Below are 22,606 nucleotides of genomic sequence, written 5' to 3'. Positions count from 1 at the left end.
GATTCATTATGTCTAGCAATCATCATACTGATCCATGGCAGGGCCTGAATGGTGCGGACAGTATTGCTGCCAAGCTACAGTTTATACACCAGGTGATGACTGGGCATATGCCCCACATAACCCGTATTGCTGTGGCACTGCATGATTCGGATACCGATTATTTGCGCACCTTTGTATACAGCAGTCAGGAGGAGAGCCCGCTGACCCGCTACAGGGCCAAGTTGGCAGATTGTGCATCTTTGGCTGAAATTGCAGCATCTGGTTTGCCCAGGGTTGTAAATGATTTGCGTATCTTTAACCGTCATGGTGAAGAGCATGAGCACACCCAGGCAATTTACGATGCGGGTTTACGCTCAAGTTATACACTGCCCATGCAGTGGGATGGCCACTTTTTCGGGTTTGTGTTTTTTAATGGTGATGAGAGAGATGTTTTCAGTGAGCGTGTTTTAACAGAATTAGACGTTGTTGCCCATTTGATAACCCTGCTGGTGTATAACGAACGTACTAATGTGCGGGTATTGTTAGCCACGATTAAATCAGCTTTGGATTTAACTCACTCTAAGGATCCAGAAACGGGCGGCCATTTGGAGCGAATGTCGCGTTATTCGCAGCTTATCGCGCAGACCATCGCGCCCAAACACAACCTGGATGACCAGTATATTGAGCATATACTCCTGTTTTCGCCGCTGCATGATCTGGGCAAACTGGCTATACCCGATAGCATTCTGTTGAAGCAAGGCCCTTTGGATGAGTCTGAGTTGGCGGTTATGCGTACTCACTCCGAGGAAGGGCGAAAGTTGATTGAAAAGCTATTAAAAAACTGTGGGTTAAGCGGCGTTACCCATGTTGATATTTTACACAACATCGCTCTGCACCATCATGAAGCCTGGGATGGGTCTGGATATCCTGATCGCCTGGTGGGGCAGTCTATTCCGTTAGAAGCCCGTATTGTGGCGGTTGCCGATGTGTTTGACGCACTAACCAGTCGCAGACCGTATAAAGAGGCCTGGAGCAACACCGAAGCGTTCAACAAGCTCCGTGAGATGGCCGGTGTGAAACTGGATGCTGAATGTGTCGATGCTTTGGTCAGTAATGTTGAGCAGATTGAGGAAATCCAACGTCTGTTCAAGGAGAACCCTTACGGATAAATCCGCTTTACTGAGGGTAGCCGGTGATTCGGCGTATGGCGCCATAGAGCGGGCTGAGATTGTCGTAGATCTGTTTATAGACCTCGTTGTAAAGAGCGTCGTAGAGTTTTTGATTGCTGGGATCGGGGTTGAACACTGCGCCTTTATGAGTCATGGCTTGAATGGCCTCCTTATGAGAGGAGAATAGATTCGAGCCGACAGCGGCGTTGATGGCTGCGCCGAGCCCTGATGTCTCGACAGTATGGGGGCGGATGGCTGGCATACCAAAGATGTCTGCCGTTATTTGCATCGCCGCATCGCTTTGAGCGCCTCCACCGGATACCATCAGGGTTTTGACTTCGGTTCCGCTTTTATCTTCAACCCGTTCCTTGCCCTCTCGCAAAGCGTAGGCGATGCCCTCAATAATGGCTCGGTAAATATGCGCACGGGTATGCACATCGCCAAAGCCGATAATGGCACCTTTTGCTTCGGGGCCTGGAATGCGCAGGCCAGGTGACCAGTATGGTTGTAAGGTCAGCCCCAGGCATCCGGGGGGAACTGAGTTCAGCATTTTTTCGAACAGCGATTCTACCGGAATGTTTTGTTGTTTTGCTTCTGTCACCTCTTGATGAGCGAATTCTCGCTTGAACCAATTCACCATCCAGTAGCCACGGTGCACAATCACTTCTGTGCTGTATTGCTTGGGAATGGCGGCGGGGTAGGGAGGCAGCATAGAGATCGCTTCAAAATACTTGGGGCTGGTGGTGTTGAACGTGGCGGTTGTTCCGTAGCTGATGCTGCCAATTTGAGGGTTGAGCCCGCCGGAGCCAATGGCTTCACACGCTTTGTCGGATCCCGATGAAATCAGTGCCAGCCCTTCAGGGATTCCGGTGGCAGCAGACGCTTCTGCGGTAATGGTGCCAAGTTGCGCACCGGGCGGGTACAGTTTGGGTAGATGTTTTGGCTCAATCGCTAGTGCTTTCCAGCGCCAGTCGTGTTTCTTGCACCAGCGATGATGTTTAAAATCAAACGGCAGATAACCCACCTGTGATGCTGTTGAGTCGGCGTATGCTCCGGTCAGTTTGTAGGTGTGATAGCCCGAAAGCAGTAAGTATTTATGGGTGGCGCGCCAAATATTGGGTTGATAGGATTCTATCCAGTTACACTCCGCTTGAGTGCGATAGTAGTTTAGCGTGTCAGCTCCACCGGCGGCTTTTATAAGGTAGCGCCAAGGCCCTTTCAACGGAGGAACACTGTCCAGTTTACGTTGGTCCAGCCAGATCATGGCAGGTCTCAGAGGGTTTCCATCGCTGTCCAGATTGATCATGGTAGCGCGTTGCGTAGTAATTGAAGCGGCTTTTATTTTTTTGCGATCGACGCCATCCTGTTGCCACAGTAGTTGGCAAGCCTCGCATAGCTTTTCCCAAAAATATTCAGCGCTTTGTTCTGCCCAGCCTGGATGGATTGAATAATAGGGCTCAATATCAACTTTGCTTTTTGCAATCAGCTGGCCCTGCAGATCAAACAGCAGAGCGCGGATACTTTGGGTGCCATTATCAATGGCAAGCAGAGTGTCTTGCTTCATGTTGTCTCGGGCAAATAGTAGTGCTGCTGCCAAAGTGTCTGATAGCGCGTCACTTCAGCCTGCCAAGTTTCGTTATTCCAGTTTAGCTCTTCGCGGCAAATTTTTTCTATAGCAGGGAATAGTTCGTAACCGCCTTGATCGAGTAGAAGGCCAAGGCGGGTGCGGCGCAGTAGCAGATCATCAAGCTTCTGCACGCTTTCGTTTGCAGCACACCAGCGTACCTCGGCCAGGCAGAATCGGGTCCGCTTAATACATGCCAGTTCGCCACTACGTGCATTGCGTACCAGGTCTTCGGCCGCATTGCCGTAACAGCCAATCAAACGAGCCGCCAGACTGGTATCATCCAGATCGAGATCGGCAGGTGTGATATTGGCAGGGGTAATGATGCTGTTCTTGTCACTAAACAGAAAGCTTGCGTCGGATCTTCCCATCTGTGAAAGGGCGGCTTTCAGTGTATCCAGTGCGATCAGGCGAAACGTGGTAAGTTTGCCGCCGCTGACGCTGACTAATCCTTTATCTACCCATACTTGATGGTCGCGCTTCTCCTTGGAGGGTGCTTTTGTACGATCTTTACTGATGACAGGGCGTACACCGGCAAAGGTTGAAATGATGGTGTCTTTAGAGATATTGGATTTGGGGAATTGTTGTTGAGCCAGTAATAGTAGGTAGTCCAGCTCTTGGGCAGAAATACTGGGCTCTTGATTTAGATCACTGTCGTGGTCTAGGTCTGTGGTGCCAATGACGGTTGTGTTTTCCCACGGAAAGATAAACACGGCACGCTTATCTTGAGGGTGAAATAAAGTTAGAGCGTCTTCTACGGGGGCGAAACGATGAGGGATGATAATATGGCTGCCTCTGAGAGGGCGGATATTACGTTCGCCACTAACGGCCTCTCGCAAGCCATCCACCCATGCGCCGGTGGCGTTGATCACCACTTTCGATTCTAACTTCAGTGTCTCCCCGTTTATGTCATTACGTACGATGAGTCCGTTAACCTGGCCTTGGTCATCGAATAGCAAGCTATCAGCACAGCAATAATTTAATGCCTCTGCGCCAGCTTCGATCGCTTCGTGTAACACTCTTAATACCAGGCGCGAATCGTCTGTGATGGCGTCGGTATAGTAGCTCGCCCCTTTGAGGTTTTCCGGGTTAAGCCCGGATACTCTCTCCAGCAGTTTTCGGCTATTAAAATACTTTTGGGTTTTTATGCCCGCTAGCTTGTCATATATCTTCAACAGGCTGTTGAATAGTAGTTTTCCTGGAATTTGCCCCTTGCGTATAGGAAACAAATAGCCCAGTCGCTGAACCAGGCCGGGCGCTTCGCGAATCAGTCGTTCCCGTTCGTGCACAGAATGTTTGGTGAGCTTGATGTCCCCTTGGGCAATGTAACGCAATCCGCCATGCACCATTTTAGAAGAGCGACTGGAGGTGCCCCATGAGAAATCCTTTTGTTCCAATAGCAGACACTTTAGATCCAGCCGGGCCGCTTCCCTCAGTATACCTACGCCGGTTATTCCGCCACCAATCACAATAATATCCCAGATGTCGGGGTGCTCTTGTAACTGTTGCCAGGTCCGCACTTGATCAATGGGCTTCATACTATTGATCCTGAGGCAATAATTTGCCTGGGTTCATAATGCCGTTGGGATCAAATTGGTGACAGAGGCGGTCGATCGCCGCAATACCCAATTCGCCTTTCTCTGCCTTAAGGTATGGTGCGTGGTCGGTTCCAACACCATGTTGGTGGCTGATGGTGCCGCCATTTTTGATTATAGCTTGGCTTGCGGCTTGCTTTATTCTGCGCCAGCGATCCAGGGTTTCGTCATAGGTCTTCGCGCACCGAAAAACGTAGGTGGTGTATATGCTCGACCCTTGGTTGTAAACGTGGGAAAGGTGTGTGAAAACATGAATTCTCTCACCGGCTGATTTTAATGTGTTATTAATAGCCCGCTCTATGGCATCTACAGCGGCAGGTACTCGCACCCAGTCAACAGCAGTTTCAAGCGTGTCTACCGCATAGCCTTGCTCCCACAATCCGTGACGTAGATAGGGTGACTTGAAGCGATTTTCTTCCCACTTTTTGCCCAGAAGGGTGCCCGTGTTTACGCCTTCGAATTGCTTGATGACCGGTGCTGCCAGAGCCAGAGCCGACTTGCACGCGGCTTTGCTGCCGGTGACGCCAAAGGTAAACATGCATTTCTGTGTTCTAGCCCCTCTTAGCGACAAGTAGCGTTCTAGAACGTTTATTGCAGTGGCATGCCCCGCCAACTTCAATTGAGTCCAGGTTTCCTGGGGATTGCTGAGCCTCATCATCGACAGAGGTATCCGTTGCTGGGTGAGGTAGCGCACAGCCTGCACACCACTGTCCCAGTCTGGAAAAAAGACAACATAAAAGCGCTCCTGCTCCGGTAGAGGAGAGACTCGAACGGTGACGTCGGTTATGACTCCCATTCTTCCTTCGGAACCTAAAATTATCTCACGGATATCCGGGCCAGCGGATGAGGCGGGAATGGTTGGTATGGATAGAGTGCCCTCTGTTGTTTCTATATTGGCGCCAGCAAAGAGCTGCTCAATACGGCCGTAGCGAAGCGATTGCTGGCCGCTGGAACGGCTGGCAACCCAGCCACCTACGGTGGACAGCTCCCAGGATTGCGGGAAGTGCCCCAGCATATATCCATGGGGTTTGAGTTGTGATTCGATTAGGGGCCCTGGAGTGCCCGCGCCAAACGTGGCCAGGTTGCTTTCCCGATCCAGATGGATCAGCTGGTTAAAATTCAGCATGCTCAACGTAAGAGTGGGGCGCTCCGATGGGCGCGGATTAATGTGTCCGGCCACGGAAGAACCACCGCCATAGGTGATCAACTCTACATGGTTTTGAACAGCGTAGTTCATTAGTTCTCTCACCTGATCTGCGCTCTCGGGGAACGCTACCCCATCGGGGAACTGCCCGATATTGCCCGAGTGAAGGGCCAGCCAGTCTGGCAAGCTCTGGCCTCTGGCGTGGCGCACCCTGTGCTCGGCATCTGTATTGATTAGCGGGTGTTCCGGCAGGCGGGAGGCAGGCACTGACGCTATCACTGTTTCCAGACTTGCATCCGGCAGAGGGTTACCTGGCCCGATCTGTTGCCCAAGAAATTGCTTTGCTTCCTCTTTGAGGGGGTAATGATTAGATTCATCACCCCAGCCATTCCATCGTCGCATTTAGGTTACCTGTCGTGGTCGCCTGCATCCGGTTGTTAGCCGGATGCGCTGGTACTGGATAAGTTAAGTTGGCCGGTGGGTTTGTTCTATAAGCAAGTTCAGAGAGTAAGTATAGGAAAGCTTTAGAACTATTTCCGCTTATCGAGTAGGGGGTTGATGTAAGCCAAAGGAACGTTTGAGGATTGCATCCCTTAACTTGGTGGGCAGGACCCTCGCCAGCAACGGCAGGACAGTACTGCCGTTGCCAATGGCTACCTCTGCCTTCGGCTTGACTGCTTCTATATTTTTCAGCAGTGCCTTTACAAATTGACCGGTTGGTGTGGGGTTGGATTGTGAGGCCTGAGCCCGCTTTTGGATGCCGTCTCTTACCCACTCATAGAGCGAGTCTTCGGGTAGCGTACGTGTAAGCGAGGATTCAGCGCTGTTGCCAAACTCTGACTCTATTGCGCCGGGCATAACCGTCATAACGTTTATATTGAAAGGGGCAAGCTCCATGCGCATCGCATCTGAAAGAGCATGCAGTGCAGCTTTGGTGGCACAGTAAGCGCCCGAAAACGGGGTAACCAAAATGCCCGACACCGAACCGATATTAACAATCAGCCCGCCGCGTTGGCGCATATGAGGTACGCAGGCTCGTACCATGTACACTGGCCCGAAAACATTGGTGGCGAATTGTTTTTCCAGCTCATCGGATGGCATTTCTGCCACAGGCCCCATCGCCCCATAGCCAGCATTGTTGACCAGGATGTCGATGCAATGTCCTTGGGCGCTTATCTGATTCAAGGCGTCATCAATGCTGGCTTGCACAGTAACGTCCAGTGCCAAGGTAATGGCACCTTTCGCCCTTAAGTCAGCAATTTTCTCGAGTGAACGAGCAGTGGATATCACTCGATAGCCTTTATCCAGCATTGCCATCGAAAGCTGCTTTCCGATTCCACTTGAGCAGCCGGTAATGAGAACGGTCTTAGTCATTGAAGCCTCTAACTGATTGTCAATTATGGATAAATTCGATGGTAACAGGTTTTTATAACAGCAGGAGGGCAAACTGATACCTTAATATCGACTATTTACCTTTACGTAAACGTCAACTAGTATTGGCGTTAATCAGAACCCTTTATATTGATCTACATTCGGGCCCTTATTAGCGAATGCCAGCAGCGAAAGAACCCATGACGGACTCAAAATTAGAAGTAAAATCAGTCACATACACAATCAGTGATCTATCCCGCGAATTTGATATTACAACCCGTGCTATCCGCTTCTATGAGGATCAGGGTCTGTTGACCCCCAAGCGGGAAGGGCAAAAACGCATTTATGGGCCCCGTGATCGCGTGCTGCTCAAGCTTATTCTTAGAGGAAAGCGCCTCGGATTTACTCTGGCAGAAAGTCGCGTTCTCTTCGATATGTATGATCCTGATTCAGGTAATTCCAAGCAGCTTCAGCAGTTTCTTGCCATGCTTGATGAAAAGGAAGCGCTACTGGATCAGCAACTTCATGACATCGAAATTATGAAAATTGAACTAAAAGAGGCTCGCCAGCGCTGTGTAAATGCGCTTAAAGCTGGGCAATAGATAATCACGTAAAGCTTAAAGAAAGGATCATCATCATGACAACGCTCTATCCCTCCTTAAATTTTGGTTTCGGCGAAACAATGGATGCATTGCGGGATACCGTAAATCGTTTTGCCAAAGCAGAGATCGCACCTAGAGCAGCTGAAGTAGATTCCAGTAATCAGTTCCCTATGGATCTATGGAAAAAGTTTGGTGAATTGGGCCTGCTGGGTATGACAGTAGCAGAGGAGTTTGGTGGCAGCGATATGGGGTATCTTGCCCATGCAATTGCCATGGAGGAAATCAGTAGAGCTTCTGCTTCAGTGGGCCTTAGCTATGGTGCTCACTCAAATTTGTGCGTTAACCAAATTCACCGTAATGGCAATGCACAGCAAAAAACTAAATACCTACCCAAGCTGGTAAGTGGAGAGCACATTGGTGCGTTGGCGATGAGCGAGCCGAATGCGGGTTCGGATGTGGTCAGCATGAAACTGCGCGCAGAAAAAAAGGGCGATCGTTATATTCTTAACGGCAGCAAGATGTGGATTACGAACGGCCCCGATGCAAACACCTATGTGATCTACGCAAAAACTGATCTGGAAAAGGGCCCCCATGGTATTACAGCGTTTATCGTTGAGCGCGGCTTTAAAGGCTTTTCTCAAGCGCAGAAACTGGACAAATTGGGCATGCGCGGTTCCAACACATGTGAATTAGTGTTTGAAGATTGTGAGGTGCCAGAGGAAAACATCTTGGGGCAACTGAATCAAGGTGTAAAAGTGTTAATGAGCGGCCTCGATTACGAGCGGGTTGTGTTATCGGGTGGGCCTACTGGCATTATGCTGGCCTGTCTTGATGTGGTGGTGCCCTATATTCACGAGCGTAAGCAATTTGGTAAGGCTATTGGTGAATTCCAGCTGATGCAAGGAAAGGTGGCCGATATGTATACCATAACCAATGCCAGCCGAGCTTATTTATACGCGGTTGCTCAGGCCTGTGACCGTGGAGAAACCACTCGCAAAGATGCTGCTGCTGTCATTCTTTACACAGCCGAAAACGCAACCAAATGCGCATTGGATGCGATTCAGACCCTGGGTGGCAATGGCTATATTAATGAATACCCGACAGGCCGCTTGTTGCGCGATGCAAAGCTTTATGAAATTGGTGCAGGTACATCGGAGATTCGGCGGATGTTGATTGGGCGCGAATTGTTTAATGAAACGGCCTGAGGCCATATTCAATAGGGTTTATATTCATGGCGATTTTGGAAAGTAAAATCAACCCTCATTCTGCTGAGTTCATAGCGAATCAAGAAGGAATGAACAAGCTGGTGAAAGAGCTTTGGGATGTTACCGCAGCCATAAAGCAGGGCGGAGGTGAAAAAGCGCAACTGAAACACCTCGCCCGCGGTAAGTTATTACCCCGTGAACGTGTTGCACGTCTGCTGGATCAAGGTTCACCTTTTCTGGAGCTGGGTCAATTAGCGGCGCATAACGTTTATGATGAGCAGGTGCCTGCGGCAGGAGCCATAGCCGGCATTGGCAGGATTCATGGATTGGAATGCATGGTGGTGGCCAACGATGCGACCGTGAAAGGGGGCAGTTACTATCCACTCACGGTAAAAAAACATCTCCGTGCCCAAGCCATTGCAGAGCAGAATCATTTGCCGTGTGTATACCTGGTCGATTCTGGAGGGGCTAATTTACCTCGCCAGGATGAAGTGTTTCCTGATCGCGAACATTTTGGCAGGATCTTCTTTAATCAGGCCAATATGTCGGCGAAGGGCATTCCTCAGATCGCCGTAGTAATGGGGTCTTGCACGGCCGGTGGAGCGTACATTCCAGCCATGGCAGATGAAAGCATCATCGTTAAAGAGCAAGGTACGATTTTTCTTGCAGGGCCTCCGTTGGTGAAGGCAGCAACCGGAGAGGAGGTGACCGCAGAAGATCTCGGTGGGGCTGATGTTCACTGTCGTACTTCCGGGGTAGCTGATCATTACGCTGAAAACGATGAGCATGCGTTGCAGTTGGCACGGGCAGCAGTTAAACGTTTGAACCGCAAAAAACACCTCCAAATGGACGTGGCTCAGCCTGTATTGCCCCGTTATGATCCTGCAGAAATATACGGCGTAGTGCCCGCGGATTTGAAAACGCCTTACGACGTGCGTGAGGTGATTGCCCGCACAGTGGACGGTTCTGAATTTGATGAATTTAAGGCGCTGTATGGTACCACCTTGGTCTGTGGGTTTGCCCGGATCTGGGGATACCCAGTTGGCATAGTCGCAAACAACGGGGTGCTATTCAGTGAGTCATCCCAAAAAGGTGCACACTTTATCGAGCTGTGCGCGCAACGTAAGATTCCTTTGGTATTTTTGCAGAATGTAACCGGGTTTATGGTGGGGCGAAAATACGAATCAGAAGGCATTGCCAAGCATGGTGCAAAAATGGTAACGGCCGTTGCTTGTGCTCAGGTACCCAAAATAACCATCATTACTGGCGGCAGCTTTGGCGCAGGCAACTACGGAATGTGCGGGCGTGCTTATGATCCACGGTTTCTTTTCATGTGGCCTAATGCGCGTATCTCGGTAATGGGGGGCGAACAGGCTGCGGGTGTATTGGCGCAAATCAAAAAGGATAACCTGACGCGAAATGGCGAGATTTGGCCGGAGGCAGATGAAAAAGCGTTCAAGCAACCCATTATTGATACCTATGAGGCCCAAGGTCACCCTTATTATGCAAGTGCCCGGTTATGGGATGACGGTGTGATCGATCCTGCCCAGACCCGCGATGTTTTGGGGCTTTCAATCAGTGCTGCGCTCAATGCACCTATACCCGATACGCGCTTTGGCGTGTTTCGTATGTGAGGCATTGCTATGGATTATGTCAACGTACAACAACAGTCAGACATTACATTCATCACCATGAATCGGCCAACCGTTCACAATGCTTTCGACGATCAAATGATTAGGGAGTTGACGGATGCGTTCGAAACAGCAGCACATAATAACGCTTGCCGGGTGGTTGTGTTGCAGGCAGAAGGACGAAACTTTTCAGCGGGTGCAGATCTGAATTGGATGAAAAGCATGGCATCCCTAAGCCGCGAAGAAAATGAAGCAGACGCACTTAGACTGGCTGGGCTTATGCATCGTGTGTATACGTTACCCAAAATGGTAATTGCAAAAGTTGTCGGTGCGTCCTTTGGTGGTGCGCTGGGCTTGATCAGTGCGTGCGATGTGGCATTCGCTGATACGGGTGCCACCTTTTGCCTGAGCGAAGTCAAAATAGGCTTGGTGCCGGCTGTTATCAGCCCTTATGTGATCGAGGCCATGGGGATACGCAATGCTCGCAGATTCATGCTGAGCGCAGAGGTGTTTGATGCAGACATGGCAGTAAGTGTGGGTTTGATTCAGGCTGCATTTCCGCGTGATCAACTTGACTGTGAAGTTATCGCATTGGCTAATGTGGCCGCTAAAAATGGCCCGGATGCAACGGCACATTGTAAGCAACTAATCAACGCTATCGCCCATGAGCGCATAGGCGATAAGACAATTACTCAGACTGCCAAGCTTATAGCAGACATCAGGGTGTCGGAAGAGGGGCAGGAAGGATTAACCAGCTTCCTTGAAAAACGACCACCTGCATGGCGGGTAAAGGGCGAGGCCAATTAATCATGTCGACGAATAAATTATTTAAGAAAGTGTTGATTGCAAATCGTGGTGAAATAGCTTGTCGCATCATTCGAACATTAAATCGGCTTGATATCGAGGCTGTTGCTGTGTACTCCGATGCGGATCGATATGCCCAACATGTTCTGCAGGCCGATGAAGCGTATTGGATTGGACCATCATCTGCAGCTGAGAGCTATCTTAATATGGATCGTCTTTTGGATGTTGCGAAGCGCTCAGGAGTGGATGCTATTCATCCTGGTTATGGCTTTTTGTCCGAGAATGCTAGCTTTGCGCAACGCTGCTTAGAAAACAATGTTGTACTAATCGGCCCTCCGGCCAGCGCAATGGTGGCAATGGGATCAAAATCTCAGGCCAAGCATATTATGCAGGATGCAGGCGTGCCACTGGTGCCTGGCTATCATGGTGACACCCAGGATTCTGCATTTTTAAAACAGCAAGCTGGCGCTATTGGCTATCCCGTGCTCTTAAAAGCATCCATGGGCGGTGGCGGAAAAGGCATGCGCATCGTTGCCAGCGAGAACGATTTTGATGCTGCTTTGAGCGCCTGTAAGCGTGAGGCTCAGTCATCATTTGGGGATGATCATATACTCATAGAAAAGTATATCAATCAGCCTCGTCATGTTGAGATTCAGGTTTTTGCTGATCAGTATGGCAATGCTGTTTATATGTCTGAACGGGACTGCTCTATTCAACGTAGACACCAAAAAGTGATTGAGGAGGCTCCTGCACCAGGTTTAGATCCGACTACTCGCAGCCGTATGGGTGAGGCTGCGGTGCGGGCGGCTAAAGCAATTGGATACGAAGGGGCCGGTACGATCGAATTTCTGCTTGCGTCTTCGGGTGATTTTTATTTCATGGAAATGAACACCCGCTTGCAGGTTGAACACCCGGTAACCGAGATGATAACCGGACAGGATCTTGTTGAATGGCAAGTGCGTGTGGCAGAAGGTAATCCATTGCCATTGACGCAGGAACAGATCAGGATTGACGGCCACGCGATCGAAGTTCGGATCTACGCTGAAGATACCTCAAAGGACTTCTTGCCTTCCACAGGTATCATTCATTACCTACGTCTGCCGGATCCATCTGTACATCTGCGAATTGATTCAGGTGTGGTACAGGGTGATGAAATCAGCGTGTTTTACGACCCTATGATCGCCAAGCTGATTGTATGGGATAAAAATCGTGATCAAGCTATACATCGCATGCAGCGCGCACTTCGACAGATTAACTTGTTTGGGTTAAATACCAACATCAGCTTTCTGGGGAGCTTGGTTGCCCATGATGCGTTCTGCGCGGGAAACCTGAGCACTCATTTTATCGAAGATCATCAATCAGAACTGGCGTTCGAAAGCGCACCAAAAGATGATATTGACTATGTGCTTGCCGGGGTCTATCTGGCGCTGAAGGGGCACTCTACCGAATCATCCGGCGAGCCCTGGCAGGTTTTGAAAGGTTGGCATGTGAATGGAGCTATTAGTCAGCAGTTTTGCTTCTTTAATAATGATCGTGCGCAGATAAAAGTGGATCTCAGTTTTTATGGTGATGAGATCGTGGCGATCTGTTCAGAACTGAGCCTGACACTTCAATGCAGGCTTGAAGGGGATAGATTGGCCGTAACGGGAGGCCTGTCCTTGACGCTGACAGTGATTTCCACTGATGACAGTGTTGTATTGTTCAAGGATTCCGGCAATTCCCATGTGCAATTATATCGATATTCTCCGGTATCAGTGGTTGATCCTCAATCAGAAAAACATCTGAGGGCACCGATGAATGGGCGTATTGTTCACGTTGCCGTTAGTGACGGCGATCAAGTACATGCAGGTGACTTGCTGGTTACTGTCGAGGCCATGAAAATGGAACATGGAATCCGTGCTCAAAAAACCGGTTTTGTGAAAGCGATATTCTTCAACGAAGGCGAGCTGGTTAACGAGGGCGATGAGCTAATTGAGCTTGAATTAAAACAAGAAGAGGATTAACTGTGGGTAGAGTGTTGTGGCAACCGGAAGGTGACTGGATCAAGGCTACTAACATAGATTGCTTCATACAGTATGTGAATCGATGTTATGGCACAGATTTTCACGAATATGCAGAATTACATCGCTGGAGCTGCGACCAAACTGAGCAGTTTTGGTTATCCATCATTGATTTCTGTGGTGTGAGGATTGAAGGGGATCTGACTCCGGTCGTTGATGATCCGTTAAGAGTGTCAGGAGCCAACTGGTTTCCCAATTCTCGGCTTAACTTTGCGGAGAACCTTTTGGCATCAGCTCATGACGATCAGTTGTCGAAGAAAGCAGCATTGGTGTTTCGTGGTGAGAATGGTCGCCGTGACAGTGTCACGTATAGCGAGCTATATCAACGTGTATTTCGAATGGCTAAATATATGCGTGAACAAGGCGTTTCAGCAGGTGACCGAGTCGTAGCGGTGATGCCCAATTGCATAGAAACCGTGGTTGGAATGCTCGCCGCAAGTAGTATGGGTGCAATCTGGAGTTCGTGTTCACCAGATTTTGGCATCAACGGTATAGTTGATCGTTTTGAGCAAATAGAACCGGTGTTTTTGCTGACAGTTGATGGCTACTTCTACGCGGGTAAGGCTATTTCTATATTGGATCGAGTTCAGCTGGTACAAAAGAGAATATCTTCTATAAAAACTACGGTGATAGTTCCATTTCTAGAGCTCGATTCAAATGCAATACCTATCACAGGCGTAGATTTCTATAATGAGATAGAGCAGTCTAACGCCAACGGTGAAATTGATTTCGCACACCTCGGATTTTTGCACCCTCTATATATCATGTACTCATCTGGTACCACCGGCGTTCCGAAATGTATTGTCCACTCTGCCGGTGGAACGTTGCTGCAACATAGAAAAGAACACGTACTGCATGCTGACCTAAAAGCCAGTGATGTTCTTTTCTATTTTACAACCTGCGGTTGGATGATGTGGAATTGGTTGATAAGCGGGTTGGCGAGTGGGGCAACGCTTGTGCTATTTGATGGTTCTCCTTTTCATCCAGCCGCTGCCTCTTTGATTGATATGATAGATGAAGAAAATATCAGTCTTTTTGGTACAAGTGCCAAATATATATCTGCCCTGGAAAAGGCGGGCATCAAACCGCGGAACACCCATAAATTGGATCAGTTGAGGGCGATATTCTCAACAGGCTCGCCGTTGGCCCCTGAAAGCTTTGATTATGTGTATCGTGATGTGAAATCTGATATTTGCTTGTCTTCAATTTCAGGGGGAACTGATATTATCAGTTGTTTCGCGTTGGGCAATCCGATCCTTCCGGTTGTAAGCGGTGAGCTGCAGTGTGTTGGACTTGGCATGGATGTGCGTATATTCGATGATAACGGCACAAGTGTCGTAAATCAGAAAGGTGAGTTGGTTTGTGTTAACGCGTTTCCTTCTTGCCCCATAGGATTTTGGAATGACCCAGATGGCACTAAGTTTAGTGCCGCCTACTTTGAGCGTTTCGAAGGCGTTTGGGCGCATGGCGACTATGGCGAAATTACAGATCGCGGAAGTATGATTATCTATGGCCGTTCTGATGCAGTATTGAATCCCGGCGGTGTTAGAATAGGAACAGCGGAAATTTATCGGCAGGTTGAGCAATTGGATTTCGTTGTTGATAGCGTAGTGATAGGGCAGGAATGGCAGGATGATGTACGTGTAATATTGTTTGTAAAGTTGGGTGAAGACGAAAACCTGGATGAAGATCGTATTAACTTGATAAAATCTACAATTAGGGGTAACACTACACCACGGCATGTTCCCGCAAAGATTGTTCAGGTTGATGATATACCAAGAACCATTAGTGGTAAGATAGCAGAGCTCGCGGTCAGGAAAGTTGTGCACAATGAGTGTGTCAATAATACGGATGCACTGGCGAACCCTGAATCTCTAGCGCTTTTTAGGAACTTACCAGTATTGCAGAGCTGATTAATTGTCATTGTTTTTATATGTTATTAATAAGTTAACGTCGGGAAGTTGGTTGGATATGATGAAATTCCATAAATATAGGCAGAGTTTACCTTCACCCGACGTTGCCCTGCCTGGTAGAGCAACCTCTGTCCATCTGTCAAATAACCATGCAGTATTAGATAAACCATTAGTTGAGCCTTATCCAAGCGATACTGAAGTTGCCTACTTCGGTATGGGTTGCTTTTGGGGAGCCGAGAAACTGTTTTGGAGTGTTAAGGGTGTATATTGCACCGCCGTGGGATATGGTGCCGGATTCACCCCAAATCCAACCTACGAAGAAGTATGCAGCGGAATGACCGGTCACAACGAGATCGTAAAAGTGATTTATTGGCCAAATGAGATATCTTATTCCTGCTTGATGAAGCTCTTCTGGGAAAATCACAACCCTTGTCAGGGCATGCGTCAGGGTAATGATGTAGGTACTCAGTACCGATCTGGCATTTATGTGACAACCTCAGAGCAACAACGACAAGCAGAACAGGCAAAGGCGGCTTACGATGGCGTGTTATCTGATCGCGGCCTGGATGCAAGCACTACAGAAATTATCAGTACATTTAAATTCTATTATGCTGAGGCGTATCATCAGCAGTATCTGGCAAAAAATCCACTAGGGTATTGCCCTAATCATGGCTGTGATGCCACAGGTTTGCCTCGGTTGCCTATGAGTTAGGCTGACGTCATGTTTCTGTAATGTTTATGTTATAAAACGGTTGCATTAATAGACTTGGAGCTTTGCACCGTTGACATTAATCCGTTCAGACCGTGTACTTAAAGGCCTACCTGAACTTTACCAAATGGATCGCTGGCTTGAACAAGCCGATTTGCCCGCCAGGGTGAATACTCTGTCCGCTGTTGAGTGCGGTGAAGAATGTTTACCTCTCTATTGTTTTGAAACAGGAAGTACAAAACCTGACGCTCCGGTAGTGATTTTTACCGGGGGAGTGCATGGTGTGGAGCGAATTGGTACTCAGGTCATATTGTCGTTTATGAACACCATATTTAACAGGATGGACTGGGATGAGAGCCTCCATTCCCTGTTGAAAGATGTGAGGCTATTGTTTGTTCCTTTAGTTAATCCAGTTGGTATGTTAAAGCGAACGCGCAGCAATGGGAATGGTGTTGATTTGATGCGTAACGCGCCTATTGAAGCGATGGGCAAGGTTCCCTTTCTTCTGGGGGGGCAGCGTATGAGTAGTCATATCCCTTGGTATCGTGGCCGCAAAGGTGACCCGATGCAACGCGAATCAGCGGCGCTGCTGCAGTTGGTTGAGAATGTTGTTGCAGACTCTAGGTTTGTGATCTCGTTGGATTGTCATTCTGGGTTTGGGCATCAGGATCAGGTTTGGTTTCCATATGCATTCACACCTGATCCGTTCGATGATATCGGTGAGATGTTTGCGCTTAGATTGCTGTTCCGGCGCACCCATCCGACATTTAGTTTTTACCTGATTGAACCCCAGTCTCGAAACTATACGACACACGGTGATCTTTGGGATTACGTCTATCGGGAAACCCTGCACAAACGGAAAGGCACCTATTTACCCTTAACCTTAGAGATGGGCTCATGGTTGTGGGTAAAGAAAAACCCATTACAGCTTTTCAATGCTTTGGGGGTATTTAATCCTGTTTTGCCTCACCGTCATGAACGAGTATTGCGTAGGCATCAGTGTTTGATGGAGTTTCTGATACGAGCCACTGCTAGCTATAAAAACTGGTTGCCTCATCCCGTTGACCGTCGTGAGTGGATGCATCAGGCCATTGAATATTGGTACTAGTCTTCCTCTGTAGCTGTTGCAGTGCTTCGTTGATTTCTGATCGTAACCCACGTACGAATACTTCCAGATTGCCTGAGGGTGCAGAGCGCACCGGCAAAAACTCCACCGTTGCGGAAACCTTGGGTAAGCCCAGAACCCTCCAGAGATGTTCTGTAAATTCATCCTCATCAATAAATGCTATTGGATTACCCGATGATGGTATCTCACTTTGATCAAAATGATAATGGATCGCTATAGGGCAGACGTTGACTGTGGTGTGGTGGGCTGCTTTAAATAGTTTGCTGTGAAATTTACGTACAGTCTTACCGTCGGATGTGGTTCCTTCTGGAAAGAACAATACTGATCTTCCATCATCCAAATAGCGGGCTATTGATTCGGACACCCGCGCGGCGTCTCCCGATCCCCGTTTTATAAATAGGGTTCCCGTTCCTTCGGCCAGTTTACCGATGAGAGGCCACGAGCGTACTTCTGCTTTTGATAGAAAGTTAAGCTGAGAAAGACCGCCAATGAGGGGGATGTCTATCCATGAGACGTGATTGCTGACGTATAAAATTCCCTTACTGTTTGTCGGCATAGGCATCTGTCCATGTATGTTCACATTGATGCCAAGCAAATGAACCATACGAGCGAGCCACCATTGTTTAGTGGATTTAACCAGCTGGGTTTTGTTGTTCCAGATAGCGCCGGTCAATGCCAGTAGAACGACGCCCGCCAGAATATGTAAAAGCAGGCGGGCAGATGCATATATCTTTCGAGTCATGCCGCTTCCCGATCTTTTAGGAAGTGTCGAGCGTAGCGATTAGCAACCTGGTTGATGTCCAGCAGCACAAACAGGTCTGCCACATTAAAATCAGGATCCCAACAGGCCTCACCGCATATTCTAGCACCCATCCGAGTGTAGGCTTTAAGCAGAGGAGGGAGTGTCGCCTTTGTATCAGGTTTGGCTTTGCGCAAAGTACAGGGTACTCGTGGCGTCACCCTGTATTCGTCATCTGCAAGGTATTTTTGTGTGATTACTGGCATTAGGGCAGCGAGTGTATTGCCGCCATCATCCAGGGAAACACTGGCGCAACCGAATAGATATTGGTAATCGTTCTCTTGCATGAATTTCGCAAGGTGAGCCCACAGTACTGCGATGGTAGCCCCATTACGATGTTCAGGGTGAATGCAGGTTCTGCCTATTTCCAGGAAGCGACCAGGGCGATTAATGATGTTGCTGATGTCGAATTCATGACTGGAATAGTAACGCCCGAATCGCTTAGCCAAATCACAGGTTAGGACTCGTGTATAGCCGATAATTTCATGGTTATTCTGGTTTCGCACCACTAAATGTAAGCAATGATCATCCAGTTCATCCACATCAATGGGCTGGCCGTTCCATATCATGTTTACCGGCAGCTGAACGTTGTATTCCTCACAGAATACATCGTATCGCATTTTTTGCGCCATGCGGATTTGTTGTTCGGTAGTGATGAATTCTGCAAATATTCCCGGTCTACCAGAAAAGTCTGCCTTATGAGAGGTGGCTGTTTGGTTCTGAAGCATCTTGGCCTCCGCAGTATGTGAAACCTCGATGCTGACTCTATGGAGTGACTGTTTCTTGTAGGTGACCGTTCTGTGAATATATTAAGACAAGGCGTGCTAGCCCCGTGGAATCAGGCACATGAGGCTCGATGCTCATGTGCCGTTTCGTAATCAGCTTTCTTGGCCGAGCATTTCTTTCCGCAACGATTTCTGGGCAGGCTGATCTGAAATCCATATGCCGAATAGCGCTTTTTTAAACTCAATTCCACTGTTTATGGATTGGGCGATGACCCCATTTTTCAGGATGGCAATACCTTTACCGGGCTGGTAGTAAAAGTCGAAAATGTCACCAGCTTTTATCGGTTCAGCAAAACTTGATAAAAATGTTTCAATTTCTGTCTGGAGGGGCTTGGTTTCACCATTTGTGGCGTGTTCAAACCCTTCAATCGTGGCGCTGGTCATTTTTTCGCTGGTGATCAAATCGGAGACCATGTGCAAGCGGATGGCCATAGGCTCATCCGCGGATAGAATTGCCGCAGCGTCCTGTTGTTTGGCTGCTAAATACAAGCCGCCAACATATAGATCCATGAACCATTTTTCTCGGATGCCAGCCCCGTTTAGTTGTAGCTCGGTATTGTCGTTTGATGTGATGGATTCAGGCATATTAATGCCGCCGATATCAAGCGAAAACGCGTTGAGACTCAGCATGATCCCTGTGATTAGTGTTGCAAATTTCTTCATCCAAACGTACTCCTGTTGGTCAAATTTGTTCAAGTTGCCGCTTTTTGGCTTATTTGATTAGGCTTTGATGTGATTCGCTCACACCTGGATAGCAGGTGGCCCCGCGTAAGTGTAAGTTATTTCATTTAAGTTATAACTCGATAAATTCATTACTGATATGGGAATAACTAAAATTGACGACCTCAGCAAATTTTGCCACTCTTTTGGTGTATCCATGGCGATGGGCCGGTAGGGTGAGATAGGGTAAGTCGCTGATTTATGAGAAGCAATTCATCCTAATGCAGTTTGCATTATTGACATCTTAGACCGCTGGCCGGGCCTGATTTGCTATTGACCTGTCTTTGATAAAGCGGCAAGATACCACGCGCTTTTAACAAGGGCGGTCGGAGTTTTGAATCTATTTCATGCTCATGACGATCGCATGGTGTTAGCTCAAAATTTAATCGTTTCTTGCCGACACCCTAAATCCACATTCTATATATAAAGCCGAGGGTTCCATGAAGGTTCTTGTTGCTGTCAAACGAGTTGTTGACTACAACGTTAAGGTACGAGTGGCTGCTGATAACAGCGGCGTCGACCTGACTAACGTCAAGATGGCCATGAACCCCTTCTGCGAAATCGCTGTTGAAGAAGCTGTTCGTTTAAAAGAGAAGGGGGTTGCTACCGAGATTGTTGCGGTGGCCGTAGGTCCTAAAGAAGCTCAGGAGCAAATTCGTACTGCTCTAGCGCTGGGTGCAGATCGCGGTATTCTGGTTGAAGCTGCAGACGCACAGCCACTGGCTGTTGCAAAACTGCTCAAAGCCATTGTTGATCAAGAGAAGCCTGAACTGGTGATTATGGGTAAACAGGCAATTGATGGAGATAACAATCAGACTGGCCAGATGTTGGCTGCTCTGGCTGGTATGGGTCAAGGCACTTTCGCTTCTGAAGTGAATGTAGCTGATGGCTCCGTTAAAGTTACCCGCGAAATCGATGGCGGTCTGCAAACTGTTGATCTGAAATTGCCAGCGGTTGTTACTACAGACCTGCGTCTTAACGAACCTCGTTATGCTTCCCTTCCAAACATCATGAAAGCCAAGAAAAAGCCGCTTGATATCAAGTCTCCCGGCGATTTTGGCGTAGATGTTAGTCCTCTGGTTAAAACCTTGAAGGTTGAGCCGCCTGCGGAGCGTCAAGCGGGTGTTAAAGTGGCCGACGTTGCAGAGTTGGTTGACAAGCTGAAAAACGAAGCGAAGGTGATCTAATGAGCGTATTAGTCTATGCAGAACACGATAATGCCAGTTTGAAAGGTGTTACCCTGAACACTGTAGCGGCAGCTCAGAAAATCGGCGGCGACATTGTTGTGTTGGTTGCTGGTTCTGGTTGTGGCGCTGCTGCTGAAGCGGCTGCGAAGATCGCTGGTGTTTCTAAAGTACTGGTTGCAGACGATGCGGCTTATGCACATCAGCTGGCTGAGAATGTTGCTGAGCTGGTTGCTGAAGTAGGAAAGGGCTATAGCCACATTCTTGCTCCTGCCACGTCAATCGGTAAGAACTTCCTGCCCCGCGTTGCAGCATTATTGGATGTCCAGATGATCTCTGAGATCTCTGGCGTGGTTAATGCCACAACGTTCCAGCGCCCGATATACGCTGGTAACGCCATTGCTACTGTTGAAAGCACACAAGCAACGAATGTAATGACCGTTCGTGGTACTGCTTTTGATCCAGTGGCCGCTGAAGGTGGTTCTGCTGCGGTAGAAGCCCTGTCTGTAGCGAAAGATGCTGGTGTGTCCTCATTCGTGGGCGAAGAGCTTGCGAAGAGCGATCGTCCTGAGCTGACTGCTGCTAAAATTGTAGTGTCTGGTGGTCGCGGTATGCAGAATGGCGACAACTTTGAAATGCTGTACAAAGTGGCAGATAAGTTGGGTGCTGCTGTTGGCGCATCTCGTGCTGCGGTCGATGCTGGTTTTGTACCTAATGACATGCAGGTTGGCCAAACCGGTAAAATTGTTGCACCACAGTTGTACATCGCTGTAGGCATTTCCGGTGCGATCCAGCATCTGGCCGGTATGAAAGACAGTAAAGTAATCGTAGCAATCAACAAAGACGAAGAAGCACCTATTTTCCAGGTTGCTGATTACGGTTTGGTTGCTGACTTGTTTGAAGCGGTTCCTGAATTGGAAAAGCTTGTTTAAGCAGTCAATACGAGTTAAAAAAGAAGCTCGGCTTTAGCCGGGCTTTTTTTTGCCTATATATTCATAATAATAAGTGGGTTGGTTTATGGGGATTCTTCGGTTCATTCTTCCGGCGGTGGTTGCAGCGCTCGGTGTGATTCACACCTCCAATGTATGTGCGGGGGCTTTCTCGGATGGTCGTTTCTATGTCGGCGGTGGCGTTGGCTACTCTTCCTATGGCTCTCTTGAAGATCTATTTGTTGATCCTGATTTAGATAATGAGTTCGATGACACTGCTGTGGGCTTTGGGGTTTTCGGTGGCTGGGAATTAATACCCAGGTATTTGTCAGTCGAATTAAATTATGTAGATTTCGGAGAGGTGGAGAGCGAGCTTAGTGAGACCATCATGAGCGGAAGCGGACCGGAACTCTATATCACCGCCATGTCTGGACGTACCACCACAACAGGTATATCTCTAAGGGGATCTATACCATTTGGCGATCGATTGTCCGCGTTTGCTAAATTAGGGATTTCTTCATGGGAATTCCAATATACCTATGAAGATGAGGTTTTTCTGAATGGGGATCAGTACGAAGAACTTACGTCTAAATATAGTGACACCGAAGACGATAACGATCTGTTCTTCTCTGTAGGGATGGAGTATAGACTTACTGAGGATCTGTTTATTTACGGAGAATACTTTTCTCAGCAGGCTGAATACAGTGCGTCGGACGGATCTTCGTACAGCTGGTTCGAAGCATCTTCACTCATGGCCGGTGTTCGTTGGCAATTCTCACCGCCACCAAGATCCAGCAGCCGGAAAAAGTCAGATGGGACAACCAAATCCTCTGGCTCCCGCGATGTGACGGCTTGCGATGAGCGATTTAAGGATGTATCAGGTTTAATGTGCAGAGGACGCGATTAGTTATAGATAAGCTTTATAAAAAGGGGCTTACGCCCCTTTTTATTGAATCATTGCCCTTCGTGATCCTTAATCATCTTATAAAGCTCATCTTTCAACTTTAAGCGCTCTTTCTTGCGCACTTCCAGATATTCGTCGCTGGTGTTTTCTACGCCAGCCTCAATTCGATGCACTTCATGATCTTTATCGTGGTATTGATCGAACAACCTGGAGAAGTGGTTGTTGTTCATTTTTAATTCATGGATGGCATCCCGGCTTTCTGGAAACTCATGGACTAAATCGTGTTTTTCCAAGGTCATCTAAATACCCTTATCATCGTTGAAATTGATCTGATTGGTTAGTACACCCACAGA

At 48.3% G+C, this 22,606-nt stretch carries 20 protein-coding genes; 12 read left to right on the top strand and 8 right to left on the bottom strand.

Going from position 1 to position 22,606, the window contains the following annotated elements; genetic code table 11:
* Positions 1–8: 8 nt before the first annotated feature.
* Entirely contained in the window at positions 9–1,148 is a 1,140-nt protein-coding gene (locus Kalk_RS02270) for an HD domain-containing phosphohydrolase (protein ID WP_101892664.1), read from the top strand.
* Between the two features lie 7 nt (positions 1,149–1,155).
* Here Kalk_RS02270 and Kalk_RS02265 read toward each other — a convergent pair whose 3' ends face one another.
* From Kalk_RS02265 to Kalk_RS02250, 4 genes are all read right to left on the bottom strand, one after another.
* Positions 1,156–2,712: an FGGY-family carbohydrate kinase gene (locus Kalk_RS02265; protein ID WP_101892663.1), complete on the bottom strand. Its 1,557-nt coding sequence runs from the start codon at positions 2,710–2,712 to the stop codon at positions 1,156–1,158.
* Positions 2,709–4,310 carry a glycerol-3-phosphate dehydrogenase/oxidase gene (locus Kalk_RS02260; protein WP_101892662.1) on the bottom strand — a complete coding sequence of 534 codons (1,602 nt, stop codon included), beginning with the start codon at positions 4,308–4,310 and terminating at the stop codon, positions 2,709–2,711. The genes Kalk_RS02265 and Kalk_RS02260 overlap by 4 nt, the downstream gene beginning before the upstream one ends.
* 1 nt (position 4,311) lies before the next feature.
* Positions 4,312–5,913: an FAD-binding oxidoreductase gene (locus tag Kalk_RS02255; protein WP_101892661.1), complete on the bottom strand. Its 1,602-nt coding sequence runs from the start codon at positions 5,911–5,913 to the stop codon at positions 4,312–4,314.
* 138 nt (positions 5,914–6,051) lie between these two features.
* On the bottom strand, positions 6,052–6,885 hold the full coding sequence (locus Kalk_RS02250; protein WP_101892660.1) for an SDR family oxidoreductase: 834 nt from the start codon (positions 6,883–6,885) through the stop codon (positions 6,052–6,054).
* Between the two features lie 197 nt (positions 6,886–7,082).
* Here Kalk_RS02250 and Kalk_RS02245 point away from each other — a divergent pair, with 197 nt between their 5' ends.
* The 8 genes from Kalk_RS02245 to Kalk_RS02210 all read left to right on the top strand — a co-directional run bounded on the left by Kalk_RS02245 (position 7,083) and on the right by Kalk_RS02210 (position 16,914).
* Positions 7,083–7,484: a MerR family transcriptional regulator gene (locus tag Kalk_RS02245; RefSeq protein WP_101892659.1), complete on the top strand. Its 402-nt coding sequence runs from the start codon at positions 7,083–7,085 to the stop codon at positions 7,482–7,484.
* Between the two features lie 35 nt (positions 7,485–7,519).
* Entirely contained in the window at positions 7,520–8,689 is a 1,170-nt protein-coding gene (locus Kalk_RS02240) for an isovaleryl-CoA dehydrogenase (protein WP_101892658.1), read from the top strand.
* 26 nt (positions 8,690–8,715) lie between these two features.
* Complete coding sequence (locus Kalk_RS02235) at positions 8,716–10,323, top strand: carboxyl transferase domain-containing protein (protein ID WP_101892657.1); 1,608 nt, start codon at positions 8,716–8,718, stop codon at positions 10,321–10,323.
* A gap of 9 nt (positions 10,324–10,332) precedes the next feature.
* Entirely contained in the window at positions 10,333–11,127 is a 795-nt protein-coding gene (locus Kalk_RS02230; protein WP_101892656.1) for an enoyl-CoA hydratase-related protein, read from the top strand.
* A 2-nt stretch (positions 11,128–11,129) separates the two neighbouring features.
* Positions 11,130–13,127, top strand: coding sequence for an acetyl/propionyl/methylcrotonyl-CoA carboxylase subunit alpha (locus Kalk_RS02225; RefSeq protein WP_101896179.1), 1,998 nt, complete (start codon positions 11,130–11,132; stop codon positions 13,125–13,127).
* Positions 13,128–13,129: 2 nt separating this feature from the next.
* Complete coding sequence (locus Kalk_RS02220; RefSeq protein WP_101892655.1) at positions 13,130–15,097, top strand: acetoacetate--CoA ligase; 1,968 nt, start codon at positions 13,130–13,132, stop codon at positions 15,095–15,097.
* Positions 15,098–15,155: 58 nt separating this feature from the next.
* Entirely contained in the window at positions 15,156–15,809 is a 654-nt protein-coding gene (msrA, locus tag Kalk_RS02215) for a peptide-methionine (S)-S-oxide reductase MsrA (RefSeq protein WP_199767994.1), read from the top strand.
* A gap of 124 nt (positions 15,810–15,933) precedes the next feature.
* On the top strand, positions 15,934–16,914 hold the full coding sequence (locus Kalk_RS02210; RefSeq protein ID WP_101892653.1) for a DUF2817 domain-containing protein: 981 nt from the start codon (positions 15,934–15,936) through the stop codon (positions 16,912–16,914).
* On the opposite strand, the gene Kalk_RS02205 is transcribed toward Kalk_RS02210, so the two are convergent.
* The 3 genes from Kalk_RS02205 to Kalk_RS02195 all read right to left on the bottom strand — a co-directional run bounded on the left by Kalk_RS02205 (position 16,838) and on the right by Kalk_RS02195 (position 19,179).
* A complete protein-coding gene (locus Kalk_RS02205) occupies positions 16,838–17,674 on the bottom strand; it encodes a lysophospholipid acyltransferase family protein (protein WP_101892652.1) in 837 nt (278 codons plus the stop codon). The genes Kalk_RS02210 and Kalk_RS02205 overlap by 77 nt on opposite strands.
* Positions 17,671–18,459, bottom strand: a complete 789-nt coding sequence (locus tag Kalk_RS02200) for a GNAT family N-acetyltransferase (protein ID WP_101892651.1) — start codon at positions 18,457–18,459, stop codon at positions 17,671–17,673. The genes Kalk_RS02205 and Kalk_RS02200 overlap by 4 nt, the downstream gene beginning before the upstream one ends.
* Before the next feature lie 150 nt (positions 18,460–18,609).
* A complete protein-coding gene (locus tag Kalk_RS02195) occupies positions 18,610–19,179 on the bottom strand; it encodes a chalcone isomerase family protein (protein ID WP_101892650.1) in 570 nt (189 codons plus the stop codon).
* 497 nt (positions 19,180–19,676) lie between these two features.
* Here Kalk_RS02195 and Kalk_RS02190 point away from each other — a divergent pair, with 497 nt between their 5' ends.
* The 3 genes from Kalk_RS02190 (at position 19,677) to Kalk_RS02180 (ending at position 22,256) form a co-directional block, all read left to right on the top strand.
* Positions 19,677–20,423, top strand: a complete 747-nt coding sequence (locus tag Kalk_RS02190; protein ID WP_101892649.1) for an electron transfer flavoprotein subunit beta/FixA family protein — start codon at positions 19,677–19,679, stop codon at positions 20,421–20,423.
* A complete protein-coding gene (locus tag Kalk_RS02185) occupies positions 20,423–21,352 on the top strand; it encodes an electron transfer flavoprotein subunit alpha/FixB family protein (RefSeq protein ID WP_101892648.1) in 930 nt (309 codons plus the stop codon). Before Kalk_RS02190 ends, Kalk_RS02185 begins: the two co-directional genes overlap by 1 nt.
* Before the next feature lie 85 nt (positions 21,353–21,437).
* Positions 21,438–22,256, top strand: a complete 819-nt coding sequence (locus tag Kalk_RS02180; protein ID WP_101892647.1) for an outer membrane beta-barrel protein — start codon at positions 21,438–21,440, stop codon at positions 22,254–22,256.
* Between the two features lie 47 nt (positions 22,257–22,303).
* Here the strand turns inward: Kalk_RS02180 and Kalk_RS02175 are convergent, their stop codons facing one another.
* Entirely contained in the window at positions 22,304–22,552 is a 249-nt protein-coding gene (locus tag Kalk_RS02175) for a YdcH family protein (protein WP_101892646.1), read from the bottom strand.
* Between the last annotated feature and the right edge of the window lie 54 nt (positions 22,553–22,606).

The organism is Ketobacter alkanivorans (assembly GCF_002863865.1).
Taxonomy (GTDB): domain Bacteria; phylum Pseudomonadota; class Gammaproteobacteria; order Pseudomonadales; family Ketobacteraceae; genus Ketobacter; species Ketobacter alkanivorans.
The sequence above is the reverse complement of the archived record's forward strand: the minus strand, read 5'-3'. Positions and strand labels throughout refer to the sequence as shown.